Here is a 23639-nt window from a genome sequence, read left to right as displayed (position 1 = left end):
ATTATCCCTTCACTGCTCCAGAGGTCAGGCCCGCGACGATCCGGCGTTGGAAGACGAGCACCAGTATGACGACGGGAATGGTGACGACGACGGACGCCGCCATCACATAGGGCACCGCCGACTGGAACATCGACGCGCCCTGGAAGAACGCCAGCGCGGCCGGGACCGTGCGGGCGTTGTCGGTGGATGTGAGTGAGATCGCGAACAGGAAGTCGTTCCAGCAGAAGAAGAACGTCAGGATCGCGGTGGTGAACACCCCGGGCGCGGCCAGCGGGACGATCACCTTGCGGAACGCCTGCCAGGGGGTGGCGCCGTCGACCTGGGCGGCGTGCTCCATCTCCCAGGGGATCTGGCGGAAGAACGCCGACATGGTCCAGATCGACAGTGGCAGCGCGAAGGTCATGTACGGGATGATCAGACCGATCCAGGTGTCGTAGATGCCCAGGCTGCGCCACATGTTGAACAACGGGCCGACCAGGGCGGCTTGGGGGAACATCGCGATCCCCAGCGCCAGGGACAGCAGCAGCTTCTTGCCGCGGAACTCCAGCCGCGCGATGGCATAGGCCGCGAACATCGCGATGACCACCGACAGCAGTGTGGCGATCAGCGCGATCCCGATCGAGTTGACCAGCGCCCTGGTGAACAGAGGTTGGCTGAACACCTCGATGAAGTTGTCGAATGACGCTGTGGTGGGCAGGAATTGGGGTGTGCCCGACACGATGTCTGAAGGCGGTTTGAACGCCAGGCTGATCATCCACAGCAGCGGGAAGAAGCTGTAGATGACGATGACGATGCCGGCGACGGTCCACCAGCGTCCCGTCTTTGTGGTGTTCATTGGTCACCCCTGACCTGGGAGAGATCGGTTTTGAAGCCCTTGACGAAGATCCACGCGATGACCACCACCGTGAGGAACAGCATCACCGACACCGCAGACCCCATACCGAGATTGACCAGTGTGACGTTCTGGCGATAGGCCAAAAACGAGATCGTCTCGGTGTTGTTGGCGCCGCCGGTCATCACGAACGGGTTGTCGAAGATCCGCCAGGCGTCCAGGGTGCGGAACAGCAGCGCCACCATGATGGCGGCCTTCATATTCGGCAGGGTGATCTTCCACAGCCGCTGCCATGCCGTCGCGCCGTCGACCTTGGCGGCCTCCTGCATATCCTCGGGAACCTGCACCAGGCCCGCGAGCAGCAGCAGCGAGATGAACGGCGTGGTCTTCCAGATCTCGGATAGGCAGATCACGAAGATCGCCGACCAGCGGTCGCCGAACCAGTTGAAATCACCCAGCATCAGCCACTGGTTGACGAAGCCGGAGTCGATGGCGAACGCGTAGCGCCAGATGAACGCCGACACCACCGTGACGATGCCGTACGGGATCAGGATCGCGGTACGCAACGGCCCGCGACCCCGCACGATACGCAGCATCACGAACGCGAACATGAACCCCAACACCAACTCCACCGCGACCGTGACCACGGTGATCATCAACGTGGTCACGAAGTCGTTCCACCACACCGGGTCGGTCAGGATCACCCAGTAATTGCCCAGCCCGACAAAGCTGCGCCCGGCCGGATCGGTCAGCCGGTAGTTGTACAACGACAACACCAGCGCATAACCCAGCGGATAGGCGGTGACCAGGATCATCACAATGTAGGACGGCAGGGTCAGGTAGAAGCCCAGCCGGCGTTCACCTTTCGCCCGCTCGCTGGCCGGTGTGGCGGGCGGGGCCTTGCGGGGTTTCTCGACGGTCGTCACAGCAGCCGCCTCCCGCCGAGCACGTCGGCCATGAATGTGTCCGTCTCCTTCGGGGTTTCGGCGCTCACCGCCGTCGGCGGGTGCCAAGTCTGGATCACCGAACCGGCGACGTCGACGTAGAACGGCGTCAGTGGCCGCGGTCCGGCCTCACCGATCGACTCCCGGATGAGATCGGCATTGGGGTACTTGTCGCGCACCGCCGCGTCGTCGTAGGACGCCGCATACGGCGAGGGTTCGCCCTCGTCGAGCATGTACTGGGTGGCCTTCGGCAGCGCGTTGACACACTCCACCAGGGCTACCGCCTCCGCGCTGTGCTTGGAGAAGGCGCCGATGGCGAGGTTGGTGCCGCCCAGCGGCGGCGCACTGGGCCGGTCGGGGAAGACCCGTGGATAGCGGGCCCAGCCGATGTCGTCGACGACGGCCTTGTCCAGCGTGCCCTCCTCGACCGCGCTGCGGGCCGCGGCCAGCACGTAGGGCCAGTTCAGCATGAACATGCCCCGCTCGCCCTGGAACGTCGCGCGGGCCTGCTCCTCCTGCGCGGTGGACAAATCCGCCGGGGCGGCCGCCGAGCGGGCCAGGCTGCCGATGATCGCGGCGGCCTTGTCGCCGGCCTCGCCTGCCATGCTCGGTGTGGCGTTGCGGCCGGATTCGGCGTTGGACAGGATCTCCCCGCCCCCGGAGAGCACCAGGGCATTCACCCACACCATGTAGCCCTCGTAGCGGGCGCCCTGTTCGCCTATCGTTTTTCCTTGTCCCACCGCGGCTTTGATCATTTCGTCCCAGGTGAATGAAGCGCTGGCCGGGTCCACGCCCGCCGCGGCAGCCAGGGATTTGCGGTACCAGAGCAGCTGGGTGTTCGACTTGAACGGTGCGCCGTAAAGGGTGTCCTTCCACATGCCGGTTTCCACGGGTGCGGCCAGCATGCCGGCGGTGAGTCGGGACTGCTCCGCGGCGGAGAACGGGCGCAGGAAGCCCGCATTGGCGAATTCGGCCGTGTAGACGACGTCGAGGCTGACGATGTCGATGGAGGTGTCGCCGGCGGCCAGCCGCCGCACCAATTGCTCTCGCTGTTGGGTGGCGTTACTGGGCAGGACCTCCATCCGCACCTTGTACGCTCCGCCTGACGCCTCGGAGCACTCCTGACCACGGGCGGCGGCTCCGCCGTTGTCCGGATTGACATACCAGGTGAGTTCCGGGGTGCCGCCGGCGGCGCTTGCGCATGCGCTCAGCACGGCGGCCGCGACGACTGTGGCGCTCGCGAGCGCAAGGGGCTTGCGTATCGCCTTGCGTCGTTGATGTGTTCGTCGATGAAATCGTTTCATCCGCCCTCCAGCGCGAAATTCCGGCTTTGGATCGTTGTGAACTGCGGCTTGATGCGCGTCCAGTGTGGCACAGTTCATATCACGGCGGAAGCAACTACACTGAATGAAACGCGTTTCATGATCGTTCGTGAAGCGCTCTGGTTCGTCCGAGGAGGCCGGATGGGGTGGTTTTCGCATGACGGGTGACCGGATCGCCGGCGCGACGATCCGCGACGTTGCGCGCGCCGCGGGCGTTTCGGCGACCACCGTCTCCAGATCACTGCGCGGGATGTCCAACGTCGCCGCCGACACCCGCGAGCGCATCGAGCGTGCGGCCACCAAACTCGGGTACCGGCTGCCCAGGGCCGCCGCGGGGCGGCCGGTGGCAGTCGTGGCGCGGTATCCCGCGCAATGGTTCTTCGCCAAATCTATCGCCACTGTGGAGCGCGCCTTGCGCGGTTCTGGCCACGACATGCTGTTGTTCGGTGCGGGCGACGTCGACGGCAGACGCAACCTGTTCAACCGCCTCATCGAGAATCCGGGTATCGCCGGGGTCATCGTGGTCGCCACCTCGTTCGACCCCGCCGAACGCGCGTCGCTGGATGCGCTCGGTGTGCCGGTGGTGGTCGTGGGGGGATATGTGCCGGGCCTGCCCAGGGTGGGCATTGACGACGCAGGCGCGGCGCGGACGGCCACGCAACATCTGTTGGCGCTGGGGCACCGTGACATCGGAGTGGTGTCGTTCGCCCCCGACGACGTGGTCGGGCACGACACGACGTCGGCGCGGTTGCGCGGGTTCGACGAGGCGATGCGCAGCGCGGGCGTGCCGGTGCGATCGCAGTGGGTGGTCTCCCGCGAATCGACTATCCACGGCGGTGTGCTCGCCGCGGGCGACCTGCTCAGCCTGCCCGCGCTGCCGACCGGTCTGGTCGCGATGAGCGATGAGATGGCGCTGGGCGCGCTGTGGACCCTGCGGCGTGCCGGAATCGTTGTGCCCGACGCGATGTCGATCATCGGACTCGATGACAACGAGATGGCGGCGGGCAGCGACCTGACCACCATCCACCAGCCGGTGACCGCCCAGGCGGAGCGGGCCGCCGCGCACATGCTGACCATGATCGACGGCGGTATCCGCGAGGTGATCGATGTCGAGCTGCCGGTTCGGCTGGTGGTGCGGGGCAGCACCGGGCCCGCCGCCGCGGCTCAGCGGTGATGGCGGCGATACTCAGAGGTGCTGATCGCCCCACAGCGGCGGGGGCATGGTGGACCCGCGGATCACCAACCTGGTCGGCAGGACGGTGACGCGTGGGTGCCCCGGCACGGACGCGGCGCCGTCGAGCATGCGGATGAGCAGTTCGGCCGCGATCACGCCCTGGCGTCGTGTCTCCTGTCCTACCGTCGTCAGGTCGGCCACTTCGGCCACGGGATGGTCGTCCACACCGATGACGGAAATATCCCGGGGCACGCCGATTCCCGCGCGGCGCAATGTGCGCAGCGCTCCGACGGCGATCTCGTCGGAATGGCAGAACACCGCGGTCGGCACGCGTGCGCCGCTGAGCAGTTCCTCCATCCCCTGGGCGCCGCCGTCGATACCCCACGCGACGCTCACGGTCGTCGGGTCTGTGATGCCGTCCTCGGCCAGCCGGCTGTGGAATCCGTGCACCCGCGCACGATCGGCCGCCCAGGCGACCCCTTCGGCGTCGAGAGCCTGGATCATCGCGATGTCGCGGTGACCGATGCGCAGCAGGTATCCGACGGCCTGCCGCGCCGCGAGTTCGTCGTCGATCCCCACCCAGGGCGAGGCGCCGTCGTCGTCGCCACCGGCCTGGACCATGGGGACGCCAAGCTGGTTCAGCCGCGTGCGCTCACGGGCGCTGAGCGGGGCGGCCACCACGATGATCGCGTCGACTTTGCGCTGCAGTGGCAGAGTCTCGAAGAATCGGTGCCGGGCCGCCGAATCGGGCAGCGGGCACAGCACGAGGTCGAGTGCCGCGGTGGCGAAGCCCTCGGCGATCCCCGCCAGCACCGCCGAGTAGAACCACGCGTCCACCCTGGGCACGACGACGCCGACCCGACCCGTGCTGCCACCCGACAGTGCCGACGCCTCCGGGGAGACCACGTAGGAAAGATCCTGCGCGATCCGCAGAATCCGGTCACGGGTGGCTTCCGACACCCCGGATTCGCCGCGCAGCGCGCGCGACACCGTGGCGATCGAGACGCCACTGCGTTGCGCCACGTCGGCCATGTTGACCCGCTGCTTGGGGATCATCTCGCCAGAATAGGCAAAGAGTAAGTACTTTCGCCAGTGCTGAGATCAGAGGTGAGAACGCCAATTTCCCTTGACATAAACGAGAAGTCGACGGACCCTAATCACGCAAACGTTTTCTCTAGCCATGTGGAGGGTGCGATGACCGGCGAGACGGTATGTGCTGACGGCGCGGTGGATACCGTGACCGATGCGCCGTGGTGGAAGACTGCGGTGGTCTATCAGCTCTACATCCGTAGCTTCGCCGACGGCAGCGGCGACGGAATCGGCGACGTTGCGGGGATCCGCTTCCGGCTGCCGTACCTGGCGGCGCTCGGTGTGGATGCGGTGTGGATCAACCCGTGGTACCCGTCCCCGATGGCCGACGCGGGCTATGACGTCGCCGACTACCGCGACATCGAGCCGGACTACGGCACCCTCGCCGAGGCGCAGGCGATGATCGAGGAGGCCCATGCGCTGGGCATCAAGGTGATCCTCGACATCGTGCCCAACCACACCTCCGATCAGCACCTCTGGTTCCAGCAGGCGCTGCGTGACGAGTCGGGTGCACGGGACCGGTACGTCTTCCGGGCCGGTCGCGGCGCCAACGGCGAACTGCCGCCCAACGATTGGCAGAGCCAGTTCGGCGGCCGGGCGTGGACGCGGATACCGGACGGGTCGTGGTACCTGCACCTGTTCGCCCCCGGGCAGCCGGATCTGAACTGGGACAACACCGAGGTGCGCGCGGAGTTCGAGGACATCCTGGCGTTCTGGTTCGCCAGGGGTGTGGACGGCTTCCGCATCGACGTCGCGCACGGTCTGGTCAAGGCCGCTGGTCTGCCCGATCGGGGCGAGGTGACGGCGGGGGTGCAGCACAACGCCGCCCATCCCGCGTGGGATCAGGACGGCGTGCACGAGATCTATCGCGGGTGGCGTGCGGTGGCGAATCGATTTGAACCCGAACGGGTTTTCATCGCCGAGGCGTGGGTGCCCAGCAATGAGCGGCTCGCGCGCTACCTGCGGGCCGACGAACTGCACACCGCCTTCCAGTTCGACTTCCTGCGTGCGCCGTGGCGGGCGGAGAGCCTGCGCGCCGTCGTGGACGACGCCATGGCGAGCGCGGCGTCGGTGGGCGCACCCCCCACCTGGGTGCTGTCCAACCACGACGTGCCGCGCACGGTCACGCGTTACTCGCGGTCCCAGCCGGGGCACCTGGTGGAAAGCGACTGGGAGCGCGCCAGGTGGGCGAACGAGGCCCCCGACCACGACCGTGGCCGCCGCCGGGCCAGGGCCGGTGCGCTACTGCAGTTGGCCCTGCCCGGAACCGCCTACGTCTACCAGGGTGAGGAACTCGGCCTGGAAGAAGTCGAGGACATCCCGGCCGACGCACGCCAGGATCCGACCTGGGTGCAGTCGGGGTACACCGACGTCGGGCGCGATGGATGCCGGGTACCGCTGCCCTGGACGGATACCGTTGTGCCGTACGGTTTCTCGCCGGAAGGATCGGTGTCGGCGACATGGCTGCCGCAGCCGACGCACTGGGGTGAACACTCCGTGCAGCGCCAGGAGGGCGATCCGGACTCCTTCCTGCATCTCTATCGGGCAGCGCTGGGTGCCCGGCGTGCGCTGTGGAAGGACTCCGGTGAGGTGCGGTGGCTGGACCTGCCCGCCGAGGTGCTCGGGTTCGCGCGCGACGAAGCGCAATGTTGGGTCAACACCGGTGAGTCCGACGTCGAGTTGCCCGCCGACCTGGAGGTGGCGCTGGCGTCGGTGCCGGGTGTCATCCGTCACCTGCCGCCCGACGCGGCGGTTTGGCTGGTGCCGGTCGACTGATCGCTTACAGGCTGACGATCCGCTCCAGCAGGACGGGCGCGAACGCCCCGGCGACCTCGAGCACCACTGTGCAATGAGCCCCGGGTTGCGGGGGATGGTTGCGGAACCTGCCACGCAGGTCGCAGATGGTCTGGCCGCGTCCGGGCCCGTGGGTGGCGTCGACTTCGACATGTACGGTCGGTGCCAACGTCGGGATGACCGCGCCGCAGGCGATCGCGGCCGCCAGCGGATCATGCAGCGCCGTCGCCCGCCTACCCAGGACCTGCCGGTAGTACTCGGTGTAATGGCCCAGCATCTGGCCGAGTGCGCGTGCCACCGGCCGGTCGCTGGCCAGCAGCGCCAGCCGGTCGGAATCCTCGAACACGTGGTTCATCGTGACGTCGAGCCCGACCATCACAAGTGGCCATGGTGCTGCGAAAACGATTCGGGCGGCCTCGGGATCGTGAAACACGTTGGCCTCGGCGACGGGACTGCAGTTGCCGGGGGCCAAGGCGGCTCCGCCCATCACGACGACGCTGTGCACGCGCCGGGCGATGCCCGGATCGCGCTGCAGCGCAGCCGCGAGGTTGGTGAACGGTCCGACTGCGAGGACGCGCAGGGTGCCCTCGTACGTGTGTGACAGGCTGATCAGCATGTCGACCGCGGATTCGCCTGCCGTCGGGATCGCGGACTCTGGAATCGACAGGTCGCCGATTCCGTTGCTGCCGTGGACTTCCGGTGAACCGCCGTCGAATGGCGCCGCCAGCCAGTCATGGCACCCGCTGGCCACCGGGATGTCGCTGCGCCCGGCGAGCGCCAGCAGGTCGATGGTGTTACGGGCGGCTTGGGCGGCGGCGCAGTTGCCGCTGACCGTGCCGATTCCGACGATCGACGCCTCGGGGGAGGCGAGCAGGAACGCCAGCGCCAAGGCGTCGTCGATGCCGAGATCGGTGTCGTAATAGAGGGGTGTCGCCGATATGGCGGGGGATTCCATCAGTGCGCGGTGACAGTGGGTGCGGTGACGGACCCGGTGAGCGGCTTGGCCTTCAGGATCAAGCTCGACAGCAGTGCCACCACTCCGATCGCCACGCAGATCCACAACGCGGTCTGGTAACCCCGCGCGCTGCCCTGACCGACAATCGGCCCGGCCCAAGCGAATCCGATCGACGCGCCGATGCCGAAGCATGCGTTACTGATGCCCGGTAACGACCCCGGGGCGTCGTCGGGGGCCTGGACCACCCCCATGCCGCTGGCTGAGGTGAGCAGCAGGCCGTTGTACACCACGCCGAACACGAGCATCAGCACGAAGAGCATCGGCTTGTCCATCGCGAAAGCGGCAGTGATGGCCGTGACGATCAGTGTGGCGACGATTCCCAGCCGCAAGACGGTGACGAAGCTGGTGCGCACGGCCAGCCGACCGGCCAATGGCGCGGTGCCCAGGCCGAGCAGCGCAGCGGGGGTCAGAAACACCAGGGCCATCGCGGTCGCGCTCATGGCGAATCCCACCGTGTCGTCCTCGGCGATCGCGGGGACGATGAAGTTGAGCACGACGAAGAACGCGGCCAGCGACAACGTGATCGAGGTGATCACCGGCCACACCTGCCGAGAACGCAGGTGCTCCACCGCGATCAATGGGCTGGCCACATGGCCGTCGACGATCACCAGCCCCACCAGGGCGGCGACCGCCGCGGCGATCCACGCCAGGGCGACCGGCGACAGCCACCCGGCGGTTCCGCCGGTGGTGAGGTACAGGTTGATGCCCGCGACCGCAAGTGCCAGCAGCGCCGCCCCCCACCAGTCCATCCGTCCCTCGGCTCGTGCCGCGGGATCGTCGGCTGGGATGGCCTTCCAGGCGATGCCGACCGCGGCGATACCGAACACCAGGATCAGCGCGAAGATCGACCGGAACCCGAAGTGGTCGACCATCACCCCGCCCAAGAGGGCGTCCAACCCGGCCACTCCGCCGTTGATCGAGGAGATGACGCCGACGCACGCCCCGAACATCGGTCCGCTGAGGTGGCGCCGCAGGATCAGGTATGACAGCCCGAACGAGATCACGCAGCCGCCCTGCAGAATCCGGCCGAGCACCATCACCGGCTGCGACGTCGCCACCAGACACAGCGCGGTGCCCGCACACATTACCGCCATCACGCCCAGCAGGACGCGTTTACGGCCGACGTAGTCGCTCCAGCGGGTGAACGCGACGCTGACGATGGCCCCGGCGAGAAAGAAGTAGTTCGCCATATTCGTGAACGCGCCAGGCCCCAGCGATCTCTCCAGGTCGCCGATCGCCGGCACCAGCATGCTGGCGTTGAGCTGGAATGAGACCACCGAGACGACCAGCGCGGCCACCATGAAGACAACGCGGGCACGGGACAACGCGCCGGCTGGCGAGTTCAAGGCACCTGTTCCCATCTGACTGGCCACAACGGCAACTCCTTGGTTCGTATGCGGCCGCGACCTCGTCGGTGGCGCGGCTGCGGGCACACTGCCCGCTTGGTTGTCCGACGTTAAGAGATGCTTGTTATACAACGGTGCCGAGATGATTACGGTGATGTTGCGACGTACGCTTGGCCGCGTGGCGCCGCGTACGCACGTGTCGCTTACCCTGCCCACACTGTGCCCAGAAGGCCCCGCGATCCAGGAGTGCGCATGCCCGACAGCGGGCCGACGTTCTTCGACGCTCCCGTCGCCGTCTCCGCAGGCATGCCGCTGAGGGTGGCCGTTTACAACCGGATCGCAGAAGGTATCCGCAGCGGCCGACTGGAGCTGGGTTCGGCGCTGCCCAGCGAGACCGAACTCGGAACCCTGCTGGGAGTGAGCCGCACGGTGGCCAGGGAGGCGCTGATGCTCTTGGAGGAGGACGGCCTGGTCCGCGCCCGCCGCGGAGTCGGCCGCTTCGTCACCAGCTCGCTGCCCCGGCTCGGGCTGGAGCGGATTCAGCCCATCGACCGGCTGCTGTCCGGCGCGATCCCGGGGACCCGGCTGGCGCGCTCGAAGATCGAGATCGAACTGGCGTCCACGTGGATCGCCGAAGGTCTCGGCCTGCGCGACGGTGACAACTGCTGGACGTGGGAGGCCATGATCATCGTCGGGGACCTGCCGGTGGGCATCACCCAGGAACACGTCGCGGCCGGGTCCGCGCTGGCCAGAATCGACGAGCGGCTGGCCGACTCGGTCGACGCGATGACGGTGGGCGCGGGCAGCCTGCTGGGTTTGATCGAGGCGACGGTGACCAAACCGCTCGGGCCGGGCGACTGCCAGATATCGGTGTCGCATCTGGGTGCGACGCGGGCGGCGATTCTGGGTGCGGTGGAAACCGACCCGGCGCTGGTGATCACCCAGTCCATCGCGTTCGGCGGACGACCGCTCTACCTCGCCAAGCACGTGATGATCGCGTCCGCTGCGCAGGTGTCGGTGTTCCAGGCGACATAGCGGGCCCTGCGTGTCGCGATGGCCGGCCCGGGATGCGACAGTTCACTGATGACAGTGCCCTCGACCACGGTGACGAGGCTCGACGAGAAGCAATCCACGTCGCGCGAACACCTCGACGCGTTGCTCGACGCCACGCCGCTGGCGACCATCGCGCTGGTGCGTGATGGCCATCCGGTGATCTTCCCGACCGGATTCGCGCGGGTCGGCGAGGAGCTCGTCATCCACGGGTCGACCGGCTCACCGTGGTTACGCGCCGTCGCCGCCGGGACATCGGTCGCGGTGTCGATCACCGCTCTGGACGGGGTGGTGATCGCACGCAGTGGCTTCGAATCGTCGTTTCACTACCGCAGCGCGGCGCTGTTCGGATCGTTCACGGTGGTCGAACCGGAGCGCAAGGTCGACTACCTCGAGGCCCTGACCAACTCGTTCATCCCGGGGCGGGTTGCCGAGCTGAGGGCCAGCTCACGCAAGGAACTGGCGGCCACGATGGTGCTGCGGCTGAGGATCGGCCCGGACAACTGGTCGCTGAAGGTCAGTGCCGGGTGGCCCGAGGATCCCGACGAGGACGTCGCCTCCGGGGCGTGGGCAGGTGTCGTTCCGCTGACCACCGTCTACGGTGAGCCCGCGATCGCGCCGGACTGTGATCCGGCGATCCCTATGCCCGCGTCGGTGCGTGCGATGACGGGCGCGCTGTCCAACGCGCGGCGGCGTTGAACACGCATCGATTCCCTCGGTGCAAGCCCAATAGCACGCTCCGGCAATCGATCTGACGAGCGCCTATCATCGTGGCAGGCTGGGGAGATGGTCACCCCTCCCGTATCGATGCCGCCGATCGTCTCGCGCTCCGAGTGGGAGCGCGCCCGGGCCGAATTGTTGGTTCGCGAAAAGGAATTGACGCGGATGAAGGATTCGGTCAGCGCTGCGCGGCGGCGGCTGCCGATGGTGGAGGTCGGCCAGCCGTACGTGTTCGACTCCGAGGTCGGTCCGGTATCTCTACCCGAACTGTTCGATGGCCGTAGCCAGCTCATCGTGCAGCACTTCATGTTCGGTCCGGACTGGGACCAGGGTTGCGACGGCTGCTCGATGATGGCCGACCACGTCGGACCGCTGTCCCACCTGCACGCCAAAGACACGTCGTTCGTGCTGATTTCGCGCGCCCCGCTGCCCAAACTGGTGGCCTTCCGGGACCGGATGGGCTGGGCCTTGCCGTGGGTTTCCTCAGCGGGGTCGACGTTCAACGAGGACTTCGGCGCGACCGTCGGCAGCGAGGAGCGACATTCGGTCAGCGTGTTCCTGCGTGGTCGCGGCCCGAATGCCGATTGTGTGTTTCACACTTGGCAGACGTTCGACCGCGGTGAGGAACCGTTCATGGTGGTGTTCGACCTGCTCGACCTGACCCCGTACGGCCGCCAGGAGACCTGGGAGGATTCACCGCCGGGATGGCCACAACGGCCGCCGTACGAGTGGATGCGCTTACACGACTCGTACTGAGCGTCGATGTTCCGCATTACCTGCCTCGTCGCAGCACGTAGGTTCCGCCGGCCAGCCGATCGTGAAAGCCCTGGCGGGTCTGGCTGTTGGAGATCGAGACGCCGATTGCGATGTAGGTCGCGAAGGTCACGACGCCCAGCAGCGCGTCGACGGCTTCGATTCCCGACAGTGCGCCGAAGTTCAGGAGCACCTGCGGGCCATTGCGCGTCACCGCCGCGCCGAAGGTCGGGTTCGTTCCCCCGCTCGGACCGCGAACCCGCAGCTTGAACAGCAGCATGCCGGGGGTGGCGCCGCGACCGGCCTGCCAGCCGCCGTACCAGGCCAGCGACACCACGCTCGTCGCAGCGTAGATCACCGCGCCCGCGGGCCAGGTATCCAGATCGAGGTTCAACAGATCGGAATCGGGGTCGACCTGCGACGGGAAGGCGACGATCGCGAACGCGCTCAAGCCGATCAACACGGCCATGAACAGGGCGAATACGACGAAGCCGTCCACGAGAAAGGCGAGCAGGCGAATGCCCGGGCCCGCGTACCCATATCCGGGCGGCGCGCCCGGCGGCCGGACGCTCTCAGACCCCCAGTCCATCGCACCGGAGTTCATGAGGCAACCATGGCACTGATCGTGCCCGTGGCAACGAGTAGAGCACTACCTGTGTGAGACGACTGACTGCGCCGCAGTGCCAACCTTGGGTTTGAGGATCAGGCTGAACGCCAGCGCCAGCGCCCCGATCCCCACGCATATCCAGATCGCGTGCTGGAAGCTCGAATCGGTCCCCGACCCCACGATCGGTCCCGCCCAAGCGAATCCGAGCGATGCCCCGATTCCGTAGCTGGCGTTGGCCACACCCGGCAGCGCGCCGGGTTCCTCGTCGGAGGCCTGCAGAACGCCCAGTGTGCTCATCGCGGTCAGCAGCGTGGCGTTGAACGCCAGTCCGAACAGCACCATCACGGCGATGAACGCCCGTTCCTGCTCGGCGACGAACGCGAGGAGCGCGGTGACCGCCACCGACGCGGCGATGCCCGCGCGCAGCACGGTCACGAACCCGATCCGGGTCGCCAGCCTGCCGATGAACGGCGCGGCCAGGATCTGCACGAGTGCGGCGGGAGTGATGAACAACAACGCCGTCATTGTGGCGTTGTGTCCGAAGCCGGAGTCGGGATCCTCGGCGAGGGCGGGCACGATGAAGCCGAGCACGACCATGAACGATCCCATCACCAGAATCGTCACCACGATCAGCGGCCATGCTTCGCGGGATCGCATGTGCTGCAACGCGATCAGGGGGTGTGCGATGCGGCTGTCGACGACGATGAGCGCCACCAGGGCGACGACGGCGACGGTGATCCAGGCCAGCGCGGTGGGGGACAGCCAGCCGCTGCGGCCGCCGACGCTGAAGAACAGGGTGATGCCGCCGACCGTCATCGCGATCAGCACGGCGCCAAGCCAATCCATCCGCCCCTGGGAACGCTGGCCGGGCTGGTCGGCCGGCACCGCCTTCAGAGCGAACAACAGGCCGGCAGCGCCCACGACGAGGATGAGCACGAAGATGGAGCGGAATCCGAGTCGGTCCACCATGATTCCGCCGAGCAGCGCATCGCCGCCGGCGACGCCGCCGTTGATCGACGAGATCACGCCGCAGCAGACTCCGAAGGCCGGGCCCTTCACGTGTTCACGCAGGATGAGGAATGCCAGCCCGAACGTGATGTTGGAGCCACCCTGGAGGAACCGGCCCAGCACGAACAGGGGCGGCGAGGTGGCGAGGATGCACAGCACGGTGCCGATGCAGAGCACCACCAGGATTCCCAGCAGGACGCGCTTTCGGCCGATGTAGTCGCTCCACCGGACCAGTACGACGTTGGCGACCGCGCCCGCGAGGTAGAAGTACGTCGACATCGTCACGAACGCGTCCGGGCCCAGCTCGGTGGTGATCGCGTGGTACGCCGGAGCCACCATGGTGGCGTTGAGCGAGAACGAGATCACCGACGCCACCAGCGCGGCGACCATGAAGACGAGCTGCCGCCGGGACAGCGCCGCCCCGGCGGCGGTGCTGTCGGCCGTCGGCGTCGCGGGCGGAAGACTCATCTGGGCCGCCTTATCCGCCGCCACGGGGCCGTGACCGACGATGGATTGGAACTGTGGATCAATGCCAGTATCGGTGCCAATATCAACGCCAATATCGATGCCAATGGGCAATGGCACATTAGCAGCGGCCGCGCTCGCGCGCAGAGCTCAGCGTGCAGGCGAGTGATGTTTCGACCATGATTCTCGATGAGATGTCGCGATCGGTGAGCCAAAGCGACTGATGGCTCGCGCCGCGGAGTTTGCCTCCGGAAGGTGTCACTATGCCCCACCGTGGTGCCGGATCACGTCGGCAGCAATCAGATGAGCTCATGCTCACGCAGATGCGGCAAACAAGGAGAACCTCGGCCCAGGATCGGATCTCCAAAGATGGAGCAGTGTTTCGCCGCTTTGCTGCGGCAGCGTGTGGCAACCAGCGAGGAATCGCCACAGCCTATAGCGCTCAATGGCAAAGATCACGTCGGGCGTATACAGTGGCGGCACCATTTGCACACACCCCGTAACGGAGGCGACATCGTGATCAAGACCAAACTGATTGCCGCGACCATCGCGGCGGGAGCCATCGGCACCGGGATTGCGCTGGCCGCGCCCGCATCCGCCGAACCGACAAGCACCGTGAGCTGCTCGCCCTGCGACCGGTGGACCGAGTTCACCGAAGGCGTCATCACGACGTGGACGGGCTTCCCCCAAGGCGTGGCCGATTCGTGGAACGCATTCCCTGGCAGCGTCGCCGATAAATGGACGAACTTCCCCGGCGATGTGGCCAAGAAATGGACCAGCTTCCCCGGCGATGTGGCCACGAAATGGACCAGCTTCCCCGATGACGTCGCCAAGAAGTGGGGGCTTTCCTGACCTCGTTCGGACCTCGTTTGGGAACCTCGGTCGAACCTCGCTGAACAGGGCCTTCGGCGTCTGGGCGTGTGTAACACTGGCACCGCAGATCCACCGTCGGCGGTGGCTGCAGGCTGAGGCGATCGGGTCCGTGATGACGATGTCGTGGGTGAGATACGGACCGAGCACGAGTGGTCGCGGTCGCGCGCATGTGGCCGCGCCTCTGGCGTGCATGGCCGTGTTGCTCGCGGGTTGCTCGCCTCCGTCGGAGACCGCGTCGACGGCCGGGTCGTCGGCCGTCACGACCACCGCGACCGTTCCCGCGGCATCCTCCGCTCTGAATCCCATTGACCCGGAGGCGTTTCGGGCCACCGTGGATGCCGCCGCGAAGAAGCTGGGGGTGCCGGGGGCGATGGTTCTGCTGCGCACTCCGCAAGGCAGCTTTGCCGCCGGAGTCGGCACCACCGAGTTGGGCGCGCAGACCCCGCCGGATGCGGACACCCATTTCCGGATCGCGTCGAACACCAAGACGATGACCGCGGCGCTGATCGTGTTGCTGGCCCAGGATGGCAAGCTGCGCTTGAGCGATCCGGTGTCGGACTACGTTCCCGGTGTACCCGACGGTGAGAACATCACCATCGCCGAGCTGCTGAAGATGCGCAGCGGCCTGTATCCGTACACGAATGCGCCCGAGCTGGCGGCGGCTCTCGACGCCGACCCGCGCAGGGCCTGGACGCCGCAGGACGTGCTGGACATCGCCTACTCGCGCCCGCCGGAGTTCGCGCCGGACGCTTCCTACCAGTACAGCAACACCAACTACGCATTGTTGGGTCTGGTGGCCGAGAAGGCCGGCGGGCGCCCGTTGGCCGAGCAGTTCCAGGACAGGCTGTTCGGCCCGATCGGCCTGGACCAGACGTCGCTCCCCGCCATCGACGACACCGCCATCCCTGCCCCGTACTCGCACGGTTACATGTACGGCGGATCGGCCTATGCGTTGGTCGACGACCCGTACCCGGCCGAGATGACCGCCGGGGCGCGGGACGGGACGCTGCAGCCGGTGGACTACACCAATCAGAATGCGTCGTATGCCACCGCTGCGGGCGGTGCCATTTCGACCGCGGACAATCTGGCCACCTGGATGAAGGCACTCGTCTCCGGCAAGGTCTTCAACAGCGACTACCACCAGCAGTGGCTCGACAGCCGGCAGATCGAGGATCCCGGCGCTCCCGGCGGGCAGGAGTACGGCTACGGCATATCCCATCAGCGTTTCGGTCCGGACGCGGCGATGTATTACCACGGCGGTGAACTCCCCGGATTCAACTCCTTCATGGGGTACGACCCGGATAACGATGTGACGCTTGTGATCTGGACGAACCTGACGCTCTCCCCCGAGGGGGAGACCACGGCGAACGCCATACTGCCGACGGTGCTCGATGAGGTCTACGCGGGTTTGTCGCTGGCGCCGGCACCGGCGGCCGCCACCACGACCACGAGGTAACGACCCGACGGCATTGAGGGCAACCTCCAGGGCTGCGCGCGTGGTGGCTCGGCGCCCCGTCGTGTCACCGGCAGACTCGGGCCCTTCGAGCGGCGGGACGATGTCAACAAAATTTGAACAAAGCGGCGCCGGCGATCGTGCACAAGGTGCGGGCGGCAAGCCCGCCGCCCGAGGAAGGGGATGTTTCGATGGACCCGCGGGGCCACGCTGCGTCGTCACCTGGTCAACGTTCCGGCCCGGCTGGCCCGACCCCAACGCCGACCGATCCTGCACCTACCCCGGCACTGGCCCTGGCAACCCGCATGGATCACCCTGTGGCACAACACCATCGGATATTCGATCCAGCGCCTGAACCACCAACCACCGACCCGACAACCAGGACCCCAACAGGAAAAGCTGGACAGACCAGCGGCCCGCCCCACCTTGCCCAGCACCAGCCCAAATCAAGATCAACAACTCAACACGCCACCGTAGGGCCGATCGGTGGAATCAGGATTGGGCGGCTCCGCTGTACTTCGCGGCGTAGTCCACGGCGGCTTGGACCTGTTCCAGGCTGAGTTGATAGTCGGCTGCCAGATCCTCGTGGCGCTCACCGGCACTGGCCATTCCGGCGATCGTTGCTACCGAAACCCGCCGACCCACGTACGTGGGTCCGCCGCTGTAACGGTCAGGGCTGATGACGATGTCGGGGAACACCAGATTGGGGCGCATCTCCGTCACGATCTTCTCGGAGTCGCGACGTCGGGATCATCTTGTCGCGGTATTCGGCCAGCATGCGAGCTTCAACGAACTCACCCCACGTCGCCACTCTGTGTCACGCGGTGCAACTCGCAGATGGGCGGGTACAAAGTCAAAGTGCGCCCGCCGCGGTAGCCGTTGATCCAGCGGCGCGCGGTGCCAGATGTCATGCCGACGAGTCGGTCCACCTCCGCGTATAGGTAGACCTCGCGATCAAGCACCGAGGTTACCGACATGCGCGCAAGCATGACACAGGGCTACCAGCGGGCACTGTCAAAGCTGGTCAACTTGTTGTATCGCGCCCATCCCACCCCAGCCACAACACTGGGGTCCCTGGGGGCCTTGACGGCTCGACTGGAACGGATCCGCCTGCACGATGCGCGGCATTCCTGCGATACCACAATACCTACGGGGTTGCCTGTGGCCGTGATCGCAAGGTGGTTCCCTGTCACCCACTGCGTGGTTGCGTGGTCAGCCACCGCGTAGTCGTGTGGCCGTGGCGTATCGGAAGGACGTGACAACCTTCCCAGACTGAGAGGCACATGTGCCCTACCTATTCGGTTCCAGAGCCGGGGACGATTCGAGGATGACGGAACCTCGTGAGTCCGGAAAGGAACAAACCACAGCGGCCACGGAGCGCCGCGCCTTGGAGTCGGCGTCGCCATACGATGACAGGCGAAACCGGTCGAACTCAATCCTGGTGTGGGTGGGCATCGTCGCCGGTGTCGTATTCATCGTTGCTGTGATTTTCTTCTCTGGCTTTTTCATCGGTAGAGCCTCATACGGCAATTTCCGTGGTGGATATCACCAGCCCGGGATGATGGGCCCGAGTCAATCGGGACCGTACGGCCAGATGTGGCCGGGCATGATGGGACCTGGCGGCATGATGGGACCGTACGGCCCGTGGCCGGGTCAGCAGCCACCGACAACAACGGTTCCGACCACACCGCGGCCATAGGATAGGGCGCTCGAAGTGAGGTCACGATGGCGCGGTTGATTACTCGCCGTGCGGCGCTCGCTGCACTCGGCGCGTTGGCGGCGGGCAGTGTCCTAGGCGTTGGCTATGCCATCCGCAGCATGCTCGACTCGCCATCGCCAGGCGTCCGGCTCGCGAACGGCCCCGGCGATGGCGGAATGATGGGCGTCGGCCCCGCAGACATGCGCATTTATATGGACATGTTCATGCGGCGCAGCCAAATTAATCGCGTCGTCGAGGAAATCCCCGGCGGCGTGCGCACCACGACCGAATCAAACTCACCAGACCTGGCGGCCCAATTACAGGCCCACGTGTCGAGCATGTACGACCGCTTGGGGCAGGGATCCGAGGTCATGTGCATGAGCCAAAGCCTGCCCACCCTTTTTCGGAATGCCGCCGGCTACCGCCGGAAACTCACCTTCACGCCCACTGGGGTGATCGCCGAGGAGACCACAGACGACCCGAACCTCGTTCTATATGTCCGCGAGCATGCCCGGGAGGTCAGCGGATTTGTGCGTGACGGAATGCCAGCGATGATGCAGGGAATGATGGGCGGCGGCATGATGGGGCCGGGCGGCATGATGGGGCGCCGCTGAAAATCAAGCGCAGTACTACCGAAACCCCGTCAACCTCCACCGAAGCTTCCACGTGCGGACAGCTAACGAATCCGGCCCCGAGCAATGATCAGAACCTGTGGATGAGCCTCGGGCGAGGTGGCGTAGGAAAGGGCGCACCTTCCCGAGGATGATCTGAAAGTTCACGTAGGTCTGATCATGAGCCGGCCTTGGCGCGCTGGTTCGGGAAGGTACTCCCACGCTCAAGGTAGTTCACGATGCCGATTCGTCCAATGAGGACGCCGGTGCATCACGGTCGTTGCTCGATGAGATTGTCCACGACGGTGCCCGCCAGATGCTGGCTGCCGCGCTGCAGGCCGAGGTGGCCGCTTACATCGACGCCCAGGCCGGTGAGGTCGACGAGAACGGGCGCCGGCTGGTGGTGCGCAACGGCTATCACCACGAGCGGCAGGTACTGACCGCGGCGGGCGCGGTAAGCGCGACTGCGCCGCGGGTTAACGACAAGCGCGTCGACGCTATACCGGTGAGCGGCGACGATTCTCGTCGGCGATCCTGCCCGCCTGGGAGCGTAAATCGCCGCAGATGACCGAGGTGCTGCCGCTGCTGCACCTGCCTGGCTTGTCGACCAGCGACTTCGGTCCGGCGTTGGAGCAGTTCCTGGGTTCGGGTGCCGGGTTGTCCGCCACTAGGATCACCCGGCTCACCGGCCAGTGGCAGGACGAAGCCAAGGCCTTCGAAGCCCGGGACCTATCGGGCACCGACTACCTCTACCTGTGGGTCGACGGCATCCACGTCAAGGTCCGGCTGGAGCAGGAGAAGCTGTGCCTGCTGGTGATGATCGGTATGCGGGCCGATGGCCGCAAGGAACTGGTCGCACTGGCCGACGGGTACCGGGAGTCGGCTGAGTCGTGGGCCCATCTGCTGCGCACGTGCCGACGTCGCGGGATGACCGCGCCGGTGCTGGCCGTGGGCGATGGGGCCCTCGGGTTCTGGAAAGCGGTGCGCAAGGTGTTCCCGGTCACCCGTGAGCAGCGGTGTGGGTTTCCCAAGCAGGCCAATGTCCTTGCCGCCCTGCCCGAGTCGGCTCATCCGGTGGCGATCGCGGCGATGCGGGAAATCTACATGGCCGAGGACATCGACCACGCCCAAGTCGCGATCAAGGCGTTCGAGGTCGACATCGGCGCCAAGTATCCCAAGGCGGTCGCCAAGATCGTCGACGACGCTGACGTGCTGCTGGAGTTCTACAAGTACCCGGCCGAGCATTGGGTGCATTTGCGCACCACGAACCCGCAGGAATCAACTTTTGCCACAGCGCGTTTGCGGACGAAGGTGACAACGGGGCCCTGTTCGCGTGCGGCTGGTATTGCCATGGCCTACAAGCTGATTGACGCTGCCCAAGCCCGCTGGCGCGCCGTCAATGCCCCGCACCTTGTCGCTCTCATCCGGGCCGGCGCCATCTTCCACAAAGGCAAACTGCTCGAACGGCCCGTCGACATCACGCCCACCGAACCCATCGAATCAACCACAACGGAGGTCGCCTGAAACACCCCGATCCACAGGTCTCGACAATTGCTCTCCGGCCCCGCCAGGGGGAGGGCAAATGGGTAGGGGATAGGTAGGCGGTGCGAGAATCAGTATATGTGCTGGTAGGAGGGGTGCCCCCGGCAGGATTCGAACCTGCGACCTTCTGCTCCGGAGGCAGACGCTCTATCCCCTGAGCTACGGGGGCGCGCACAACGCTGCGCCGATTGGGCGTGGTAAGCCTAGCGCATGACGGCGGCGGGAATGGATTCGGGGCCTGACCACCCCAGACCATAGGATGGACCCTCGTGACCCCCGCCGACCTCGCCGAGCTTCTCAAGGCCACCGCCACCGCGGTGCTCACCGAGCACGGCATCGACGCCTCCGTCCTGCCGGCAACCGTCACCGTAGAGCGTCCCCGCAGCCCCGAGCACGGCGATTACGCCACCAACCTCGCCCTGCAGCTGGGCAAGAAGGTCGGGGCCAACCCGCGCGAGCTGGCCGGTTGGCTGGCCGCCGCGCTGGCGCAGGCCGACGGCATCGCTTCCGCCGAGATCGCCGGGCCGGGATTCGTGAACCTGCGTATCGAGGCCTCCGCGCAAGGCGTCATCGTCAACAACGTCCTGGTCGCCGCTGCCGGTTACGGCGGCTCGCAGCTCCTGGCGGGCAAGAAGATCAACCTCGAGTTCGTGTCTGCCAACCCCACCGGACCCATTCATATCGGCGGCACCCGGTGGGCCGCGGTCGGCGACGCTCTGGGCCGGCTGCTGTCCACCCAGGGCGCCGAGGTGGTACGCGAGTACTACTTCAACGACCACGGCGCCCAGATCGACCGGTTCGCCCGGTCGCTGGTGGCCGCCGCCAAGGGCGAGCCGGCACCCGAGGACGGCTACGCGGGCAGCTACATCGCCGATATCGCCGCCCAGATCCTCAAAACAGCTCCCGACGCGCTCAGCCTGCCCGCCGCCGAACAGCAGGAGACCTTCCGCGCGATCGGCGTCGACCTGATGTTCGATCACATCAAGCAGTCCCTGCACGAGTTCGGCACCGACTTCGACGTGTACACCCACGAGGATTCGATGCACACGTCCGGCCGCGTCGAGCAGGCCATCGCCCGGCTGCGCGAGACCGGCAACATCTACGAGAAGGACGGCGCGACCTGGCTGCGCACCACCGAGTTCGGTGACGACAAGGACCGCGTCGTCATCAAGAGCGACGGCCAGCCCGCCTACATCGCCGGCGATCTCGCCTACTTCCTCGACAAGCGCCAGCGCGGATTCGACCTGTGCATCTACATGCTCGGCGCCGATCACCACGGCTACATCGCCCGGCTCAAGGCCGCCGCCGCGGCGCTCGGCGACGACCCCGAGACCGTCGAGGTGCTCATCGGCCAGATGGTCAACCTGGTCCGCGACGGCCAGCCGGTGCGGATGAGCAAGCGTGCGGGCACCGTCATCACCCTCGACGACCTGGTGGAGGCCATCGGCGTCGACGCCGCCCGCTACGCACTGACCCGATCGTCGGTGGACACCCCGATCGACATCGACCTGGCGCTGTGGTCCTCGGCGTCCAACGAGAACCCGGTCTACTACGTGCAGTACGCACACGCCCGGCTCTCGGCGCTGGCCCGCAACGCCGCCGAGCTGGGTGTCGTCGCCGACACGTCACGGCTGGACCTGCTCACCCACGACAAGGAGGGCACGCTGATCCGCAACATCGGCGAGTTCCCCCGGGTGCTCAAAGCCGCTGCGGCGCTGCGCGAACCACACCGGGTGTGCCGCTACCTCGAGGACCTCGCCGGCGACTACCACCGGTTCTACGACTCGTGCCGGGTGCTGCCGCAGGGCGACGAGGAACCGAACGAATTGCACGCCGCGCGACTCGCGCTGTGTGACGCCACCCGCCAGGTGGTGGCCAACGGGCTGGGCATCCTCGGGGTCACCGCGCCGGAGCGGATGTGAACGCCCATCCCGCCGGGCCCAGGCACGCCGAGGAGATCCACCACGCCGGCGCGCCACCCCGGCCGCAGAGCGCCGCGGAGATGCTCGCGCTTGCGCCGAATGTCTGGCCGCGCAACGCGGTTCGTGGCGAGGGCGGCGTGGTGTCGATTACCGGCGTGCCGCTCACCGACATCGCCGCCGACTACGGCACCCCGGTCTTCGTCATCGACGAGGACGACTTCCGGTCCCGCTGCCGGGAGATCGCGGCCGCCTTCGGTGGCGGTGAGTACGTGCGTTATGCCGCAAAGGCTTTCCTGTGCAGCGAGGTGGCGCGCTGGATCGACGAGGAGGGCCTGTCCCTCGACGTGTGCAGCGGCGGCGAGCTGGCCGTCGCACTGCACGCGGGCTTCCCACCCGAACGAATCGCGTTGCACGGCAACAACAAATCGGTCGATGAGCTGACCGCCGCCGTCAAGGCGGGCGTCGGCCACGTCGTCCTCGACTCGATGATCGAGATCGAACGACTCGACGAGATCGCCGGGGCGGCGGGCGTCGTCCAGGACGTCCTGGTCCGGGTGACCGTCGGCGTCGAGGCCCACACCCACGAGTTCATCTCCACTGCCCACGAAGACCAGAAGTTCGGGCTTTCACTGGCCAGTGGTGCCGCGATGGCCGCCGTGCGAAGGGTTTTCGAGACCGACAACCTGCGGCTGGTCGGACTGCACAGCCACATCGGCTCGCAAATCTTCGACGTCGCCGGATTCGAGCTGGCCGCCCACCGCGTGATCGGGCTGCTGCGCGACGTGGTCGCCGAGTTCGGTGTGGACAAGACCGCGCAGATCGCCACTGTCGATCTCGGCGGCGGCCTGGGGATTTCGTATCTGCCGCACGACGATCCGCCGCCGGTCGAGGATCTGGCGGCCAAGCTCGGCGCCATCGTGGCCAACGAGTCCGCAGCGGTCGGTCTGCCCGCGCCCCGGCTCGTCGTCGAGCCGGGCCGCGCGATCGCAGGCCCGGGCACCATCACCCTCTACTCCGTGGGCACCGTCAAGGATGTCGCGATCAGCCAGACCGCCCACCGGCGCTACGTCAGCGTCGACGGCGGGATGAGCGACAACATCCGGACCTCGCTCTACGGCGCCGAATACGACGTGCGGCTGGTCTCCCGTGCCGCCGACGCGCCCCCAACTTTGGCGCGGATCGTCGGAAAGCACTGTGAGAGCGGCGATATCGTCGTCCGCGATGCGTGGGTATCCGACGACGTCGCGCCGGGGGACCTGCTGGGGGTCGCCGCGACCGGCGCGTACTGCTACTCCATGTCGAGCCGTTACAACCTGCTGGGCCGTCCCGCGGTGGTGGCCGTGCGCGACGGGCGAGTTCGTCTCGTCCTGCGCCGGGAGACGGTCGACGATCTGCTGAGTCTGGAAGTGAGGTAAGCGAT

Annotated in this window: 19 protein-coding genes, 1 tRNA gene and 4 pseudogenes; 13 read left to right on the top strand and 11 right to left on the bottom strand. The window is 66.7% G+C overall.

Annotated features, from left to right (window positions below; all coding sequences use genetic code 11):
* Nucleotide 1: 1 nt before the first annotated feature.
* The 3 genes from ADBZ6K_RS15265 to ADBZ6K_RS15255 are packed head-to-tail and all read right to left on the bottom strand — an operon-like array spanning nucleotide 2 to nucleotide 3080.
* Nucleotides 2-835, bottom strand: a complete 834-nt coding sequence (locus tag ADBZ6K_RS15265; protein ID WP_526348085.1) for a carbohydrate ABC transporter permease — start codon at nucleotides 833-835, stop codon at nucleotides 2-4.
* Nucleotides 832-1758, bottom strand: a complete 927-nt coding sequence (locus tag ADBZ6K_RS15260) for a carbohydrate ABC transporter permease (RefSeq protein WP_526348083.1) — start codon at nucleotides 1756-1758, stop codon at nucleotides 832-834. Before ADBZ6K_RS15260 ends, ADBZ6K_RS15265 begins: the two co-directional genes overlap by 4 nt.
* Entirely contained in the window at nucleotides 1755-3080 is a 1326-nt protein-coding gene (locus ADBZ6K_RS15255; protein ID WP_526348081.1) for an extracellular solute-binding protein, read from the bottom strand. The genes ADBZ6K_RS15260 and ADBZ6K_RS15255 overlap by 4 nt, the downstream gene beginning before the upstream one ends.
* A gap of 175 nt (nucleotides 3081-3255) precedes the next feature.
* Here ADBZ6K_RS15255 and ADBZ6K_RS15250 point away from each other — a divergent pair, with 175 nt between their 5' ends.
* Nucleotides 3256-4272, top strand: coding sequence for a LacI family DNA-binding transcriptional regulator (locus ADBZ6K_RS15250; RefSeq protein ID WP_526348079.1), 1017 nt, complete (start codon nucleotides 3256-3258; stop codon nucleotides 4270-4272).
* A gap of 12 nt (nucleotides 4273-4284) precedes the next feature.
* Here ADBZ6K_RS15250 and ADBZ6K_RS15245 read toward each other — a convergent pair whose 3' ends face one another.
* Nucleotides 4285-5328, bottom strand: a complete 1044-nt coding sequence (locus ADBZ6K_RS15245) for a LacI family DNA-binding transcriptional regulator (RefSeq protein ID WP_526348077.1) — start codon at nucleotides 5326-5328, stop codon at nucleotides 4285-4287.
* A gap of 138 nt (nucleotides 5329-5466) precedes the next feature.
* Between ADBZ6K_RS15245 and ADBZ6K_RS15240 the strand changes: the two genes are divergently transcribed.
* Nucleotides 5467-7137 carry a glycoside hydrolase family 13 protein gene (locus ADBZ6K_RS15240; protein WP_526348075.1) on the top strand — a complete coding sequence of 557 codons (1671 nt, stop codon included), beginning with the start codon at nucleotides 5467-5469 and terminating at the stop codon, nucleotides 7135-7137.
* A 4-nt stretch (nucleotides 7138-7141) separates the two neighbouring features.
* Here ADBZ6K_RS15240 and ADBZ6K_RS15235 read toward each other — a convergent pair whose 3' ends face one another.
* Together ADBZ6K_RS15235 and ADBZ6K_RS15230 are read right to left on the bottom strand one after the other, a co-directional pair.
* Nucleotides 7142-8110 (bottom strand): nucleoside hydrolase, encoded by a 969-nt coding sequence (locus tag ADBZ6K_RS15235; RefSeq protein WP_526348073.1) that lies wholly within the window; start codon nucleotides 8108-8110, stop codon nucleotides 7142-7144.
* Complete coding sequence (locus ADBZ6K_RS15230) at nucleotides 8110-9543, bottom strand: MFS transporter (RefSeq protein ID WP_526348071.1); 1434 nt, start codon at nucleotides 9541-9543, stop codon at nucleotides 8110-8112. The genes ADBZ6K_RS15235 and ADBZ6K_RS15230 overlap by 1 nt, the downstream gene beginning before the upstream one ends.
* 225 nt (nucleotides 9544-9768) lie before the next feature.
* On the opposite strand from ADBZ6K_RS15230, the gene ADBZ6K_RS15225 reads away from it, so the two are divergent.
* The 3 genes from ADBZ6K_RS15225 to ADBZ6K_RS15215 all read left to right on the top strand — a co-directional run bounded on the left by ADBZ6K_RS15225 (nucleotide 9769) and on the right by ADBZ6K_RS15215 (nucleotide 12042).
* Nucleotides 9769-10551: a GntR family transcriptional regulator gene (locus ADBZ6K_RS15225; protein ID WP_526348069.1), complete on the top strand. Its 783-nt coding sequence runs from the start codon at nucleotides 9769-9771 to the stop codon at nucleotides 10549-10551.
* 48 nt (nucleotides 10552-10599) lie between these two features.
* Nucleotides 10600-11265 carry a pyridoxamine 5'-phosphate oxidase family protein gene (locus ADBZ6K_RS15220; RefSeq protein ID WP_526348067.1) on the top strand — a complete coding sequence of 222 codons (666 nt, stop codon included), beginning with the start codon at nucleotides 10600-10602 and terminating at the stop codon, nucleotides 11263-11265.
* An 87-nt stretch (nucleotides 11266-11352) separates the two neighbouring features.
* Complete coding sequence (locus tag ADBZ6K_RS15215) at nucleotides 11353-12042, top strand: DUF899 domain-containing protein (protein ID WP_526348065.1); 690 nt, start codon at nucleotides 11353-11355, stop codon at nucleotides 12040-12042.
* A 16-nt stretch (nucleotides 12043-12058) separates the two neighbouring features.
* Here ADBZ6K_RS15215 and ADBZ6K_RS15210 read toward each other — a convergent pair whose 3' ends face one another.
* Together ADBZ6K_RS15210 and ADBZ6K_RS15205 are read right to left on the bottom strand one after the other, a co-directional pair.
* On the bottom strand, nucleotides 12059-12643 hold the full coding sequence (locus ADBZ6K_RS15210; RefSeq protein ID WP_526348063.1) for an RDD family protein: 585 nt from the start codon (nucleotides 12641-12643) through the stop codon (nucleotides 12059-12061).
* A 45-nt stretch (nucleotides 12644-12688) separates the two neighbouring features.
* The gene (locus ADBZ6K_RS15205; protein ID WP_526348061.1) at nucleotides 12689-14122 is read right to left on the bottom strand and encodes an MFS transporter; all 1434 of its coding nucleotides are present in this window, start codon (nucleotides 14120-14122) and stop codon (nucleotides 12689-12691) included.
* Nucleotides 14123-14635: 513 nt separating this feature from the next.
* On the opposite strand from ADBZ6K_RS15205, the gene ADBZ6K_RS15200 reads away from it, so the two are divergent.
* The 3 genes and pseudogenes from ADBZ6K_RS15200 to ADBZ6K_RS15190 all read left to right on the top strand — a co-directional run.
* Entirely contained in the window at nucleotides 14636-14971 is a 336-nt protein-coding gene (locus ADBZ6K_RS15200) for a hypothetical protein (RefSeq protein WP_526348059.1), read from the top strand.
* Between the two features lie 211 nt (nucleotides 14972-15182).
* A complete protein-coding gene (locus ADBZ6K_RS15195; protein WP_526348057.1) occupies nucleotides 15183-16448 on the top strand; it encodes a serine hydrolase domain-containing protein in 1266 nt (421 codons plus the stop codon).
* A gap of 195 nt (nucleotides 16449-16643) precedes the next feature.
* Nucleotides 16644-16787, top strand: a pseudogene (locus tag ADBZ6K_RS15190) (IS1380 family transposase); the annotation flags it as partial.
* Between the two features lie 150 nt (nucleotides 16788-16937).
* On the opposite strand, the pseudogene ADBZ6K_RS15185 reads toward ADBZ6K_RS15190, so the two are convergent.
* Nucleotides 16938-17141 (bottom strand): annotated as a pseudogene (locus ADBZ6K_RS15185) (DUF433 domain-containing protein); the annotation flags it as partial.
* A gap of 61 nt (nucleotides 17142-17202) precedes the next feature.
* Nucleotides 17203-17434 (bottom strand): annotated as a pseudogene (locus ADBZ6K_RS15180) (DUF433 domain-containing protein); the annotation flags it as partial.
* Between the two features lie 338 nt (nucleotides 17435-17772).
* Between ADBZ6K_RS15180 and ADBZ6K_RS15175 the strand changes: the two are divergent.
* From ADBZ6K_RS15175 to ADBZ6K_RS15165, 3 genes and pseudogenes are all read left to right on the top strand, one after another.
* The gene (locus tag ADBZ6K_RS15175) at nucleotides 17773-18144 is read left to right on the top strand and encodes a hypothetical protein (RefSeq protein WP_526348055.1); all 372 of its coding nucleotides are present in this window, start codon (nucleotides 17773-17775) and stop codon (nucleotides 18142-18144) included.
* Nucleotides 18145-18170: 26 nt separating this feature from the next.
* The gene (locus tag ADBZ6K_RS15170) at nucleotides 18171-18758 is read left to right on the top strand and encodes a hypothetical protein (protein WP_526348053.1); all 588 of its coding nucleotides are present in this window, start codon (nucleotides 18171-18173) and stop codon (nucleotides 18756-18758) included.
* A gap of 196 nt (nucleotides 18759-18954) precedes the next feature.
* A pseudogene (locus tag ADBZ6K_RS15165) lies at nucleotides 18955-20279 on the top strand (IS256 family transposase).
* Nucleotides 20280-20393: 114 nt separating this feature from the next.
* Here ADBZ6K_RS15165 and ADBZ6K_RS15160 read toward each other — a convergent pair.
* Nucleotides 20394-20466 (bottom strand) — tRNA-Arg (locus ADBZ6K_RS15160).
* 100 nt (nucleotides 20467-20566) lie between these two features.
* Here ADBZ6K_RS15160 and argS point away from each other — a divergent pair.
* Nucleotides 20567-22219 (top strand): arginine--tRNA ligase, encoded by a 1653-nt coding sequence (argS, locus tag ADBZ6K_RS15155; RefSeq protein WP_526348051.1) that lies wholly within the window; start codon nucleotides 20567-20569, stop codon nucleotides 22217-22219.
* An 80-nt stretch (nucleotides 22220-22299) separates the two neighbouring features.
* Complete coding sequence (lysA, locus tag ADBZ6K_RS15150; protein WP_526348242.1) at nucleotides 22300-23634, top strand: diaminopimelate decarboxylase; 1335 nt, start codon at nucleotides 22300-22302, stop codon at nucleotides 23632-23634.
* The last annotated feature ends 5 nt before the right edge of the window (nucleotides 23635-23639 follow it).

Source organism: Mycobacterium sp., assembly GCF_044223235.1.
Taxonomy (GTDB): Bacteria; Actinomycetota; Actinomycetes; order Mycobacteriales; family Mycobacteriaceae; genus Mycobacterium.
Note: the sequence above shows the minus strand (reverse complement) of the source record. Positions and strands in the feature narration are given on the sequence as shown.

Bases quoted from the DNA above. Each gene is read 5' to 3' on its own strand.
- ADBZ6K_RS15265 (WP_526348085.1), bottom strand. From the start codon at position 835: ATGAACACCACAAAGACGGGACGCTGGTGGACCGTCGCCGGCATCGTC.
- ADBZ6K_RS15255 (WP_526348081.1), bottom strand. From the start codon at position 3,080: ATGAAACGATTTCATCGACGAACACATCAACGACGCAAGGCGATACGC.
- ADBZ6K_RS15250 (WP_526348079.1), top strand. From the start codon at position 3,256: ATGACGGGTGACCGGATCGCCGGCGCGACGATCCGCGACGTTGCGCGC.
- ADBZ6K_RS15245 (WP_526348077.1), bottom strand. From the start codon at position 5,328: ATGATCCCCAAGCAGCGGGTCAACATGGCCGACGTGGCGCAACGCAGT.
- ADBZ6K_RS15240 (WP_526348075.1), top strand. From the start codon at position 5,467: ATGACCGGCGAGACGGTATGTGCTGACGGCGCGGTGGATACCGTGACC.
- ADBZ6K_RS15235 (WP_526348073.1), bottom strand. From the start codon at position 8,110: ATGGAATCCCCCGCCATATCGGCGACACCCCTCTATTACGACACCGAT.
- ADBZ6K_RS15225 (WP_526348069.1), top strand. From the start codon at position 9,769: ATGCCCGACAGCGGGCCGACGTTCTTCGACGCTCCCGTCGCCGTCTCC.
- ADBZ6K_RS15220 (WP_526348067.1), top strand. From the start codon at position 10,600: ATGACAGTGCCCTCGACCACGGTGACGAGGCTCGACGAGAAGCAATCC.
- ADBZ6K_RS15215 (WP_526348065.1), top strand. From the start codon at position 11,353: ATGGTCACCCCTCCCGTATCGATGCCGCCGATCGTCTCGCGCTCCGAG.
- ADBZ6K_RS15210 (WP_526348063.1), bottom strand. From the start codon at position 12,643: ATGAACTCCGGTGCGATGGACTGGGGGTCTGAGAGCGTCCGGCCGCCG.
- ADBZ6K_RS15205 (WP_526348061.1), bottom strand. From the start codon at position 14,122: ATGAGTCTTCCGCCCGCGACGCCGACGGCCGACAGCACCGCCGCCGGG.
- ADBZ6K_RS15195 (WP_526348057.1), top strand. From the start codon at position 15,183: ATGGCCGTGTTGCTCGCGGGTTGCTCGCCTCCGTCGGAGACCGCGTCG.
- ADBZ6K_RS15175 (WP_526348055.1), top strand. From the start codon at position 17,773: ATGACGGAACCTCGTGAGTCCGGAAAGGAACAAACCACAGCGGCCACG.
- ADBZ6K_RS15170 (WP_526348053.1), top strand. From the start codon at position 18,171: ATGGCGCGGTTGATTACTCGCCGTGCGGCGCTCGCTGCACTCGGCGCG.
- lysA (WP_526348242.1), top strand. From the start codon at position 22,300: ATGCTCGCGCTTGCGCCGAATGTCTGGCCGCGCAACGCGGTTCGTGGC.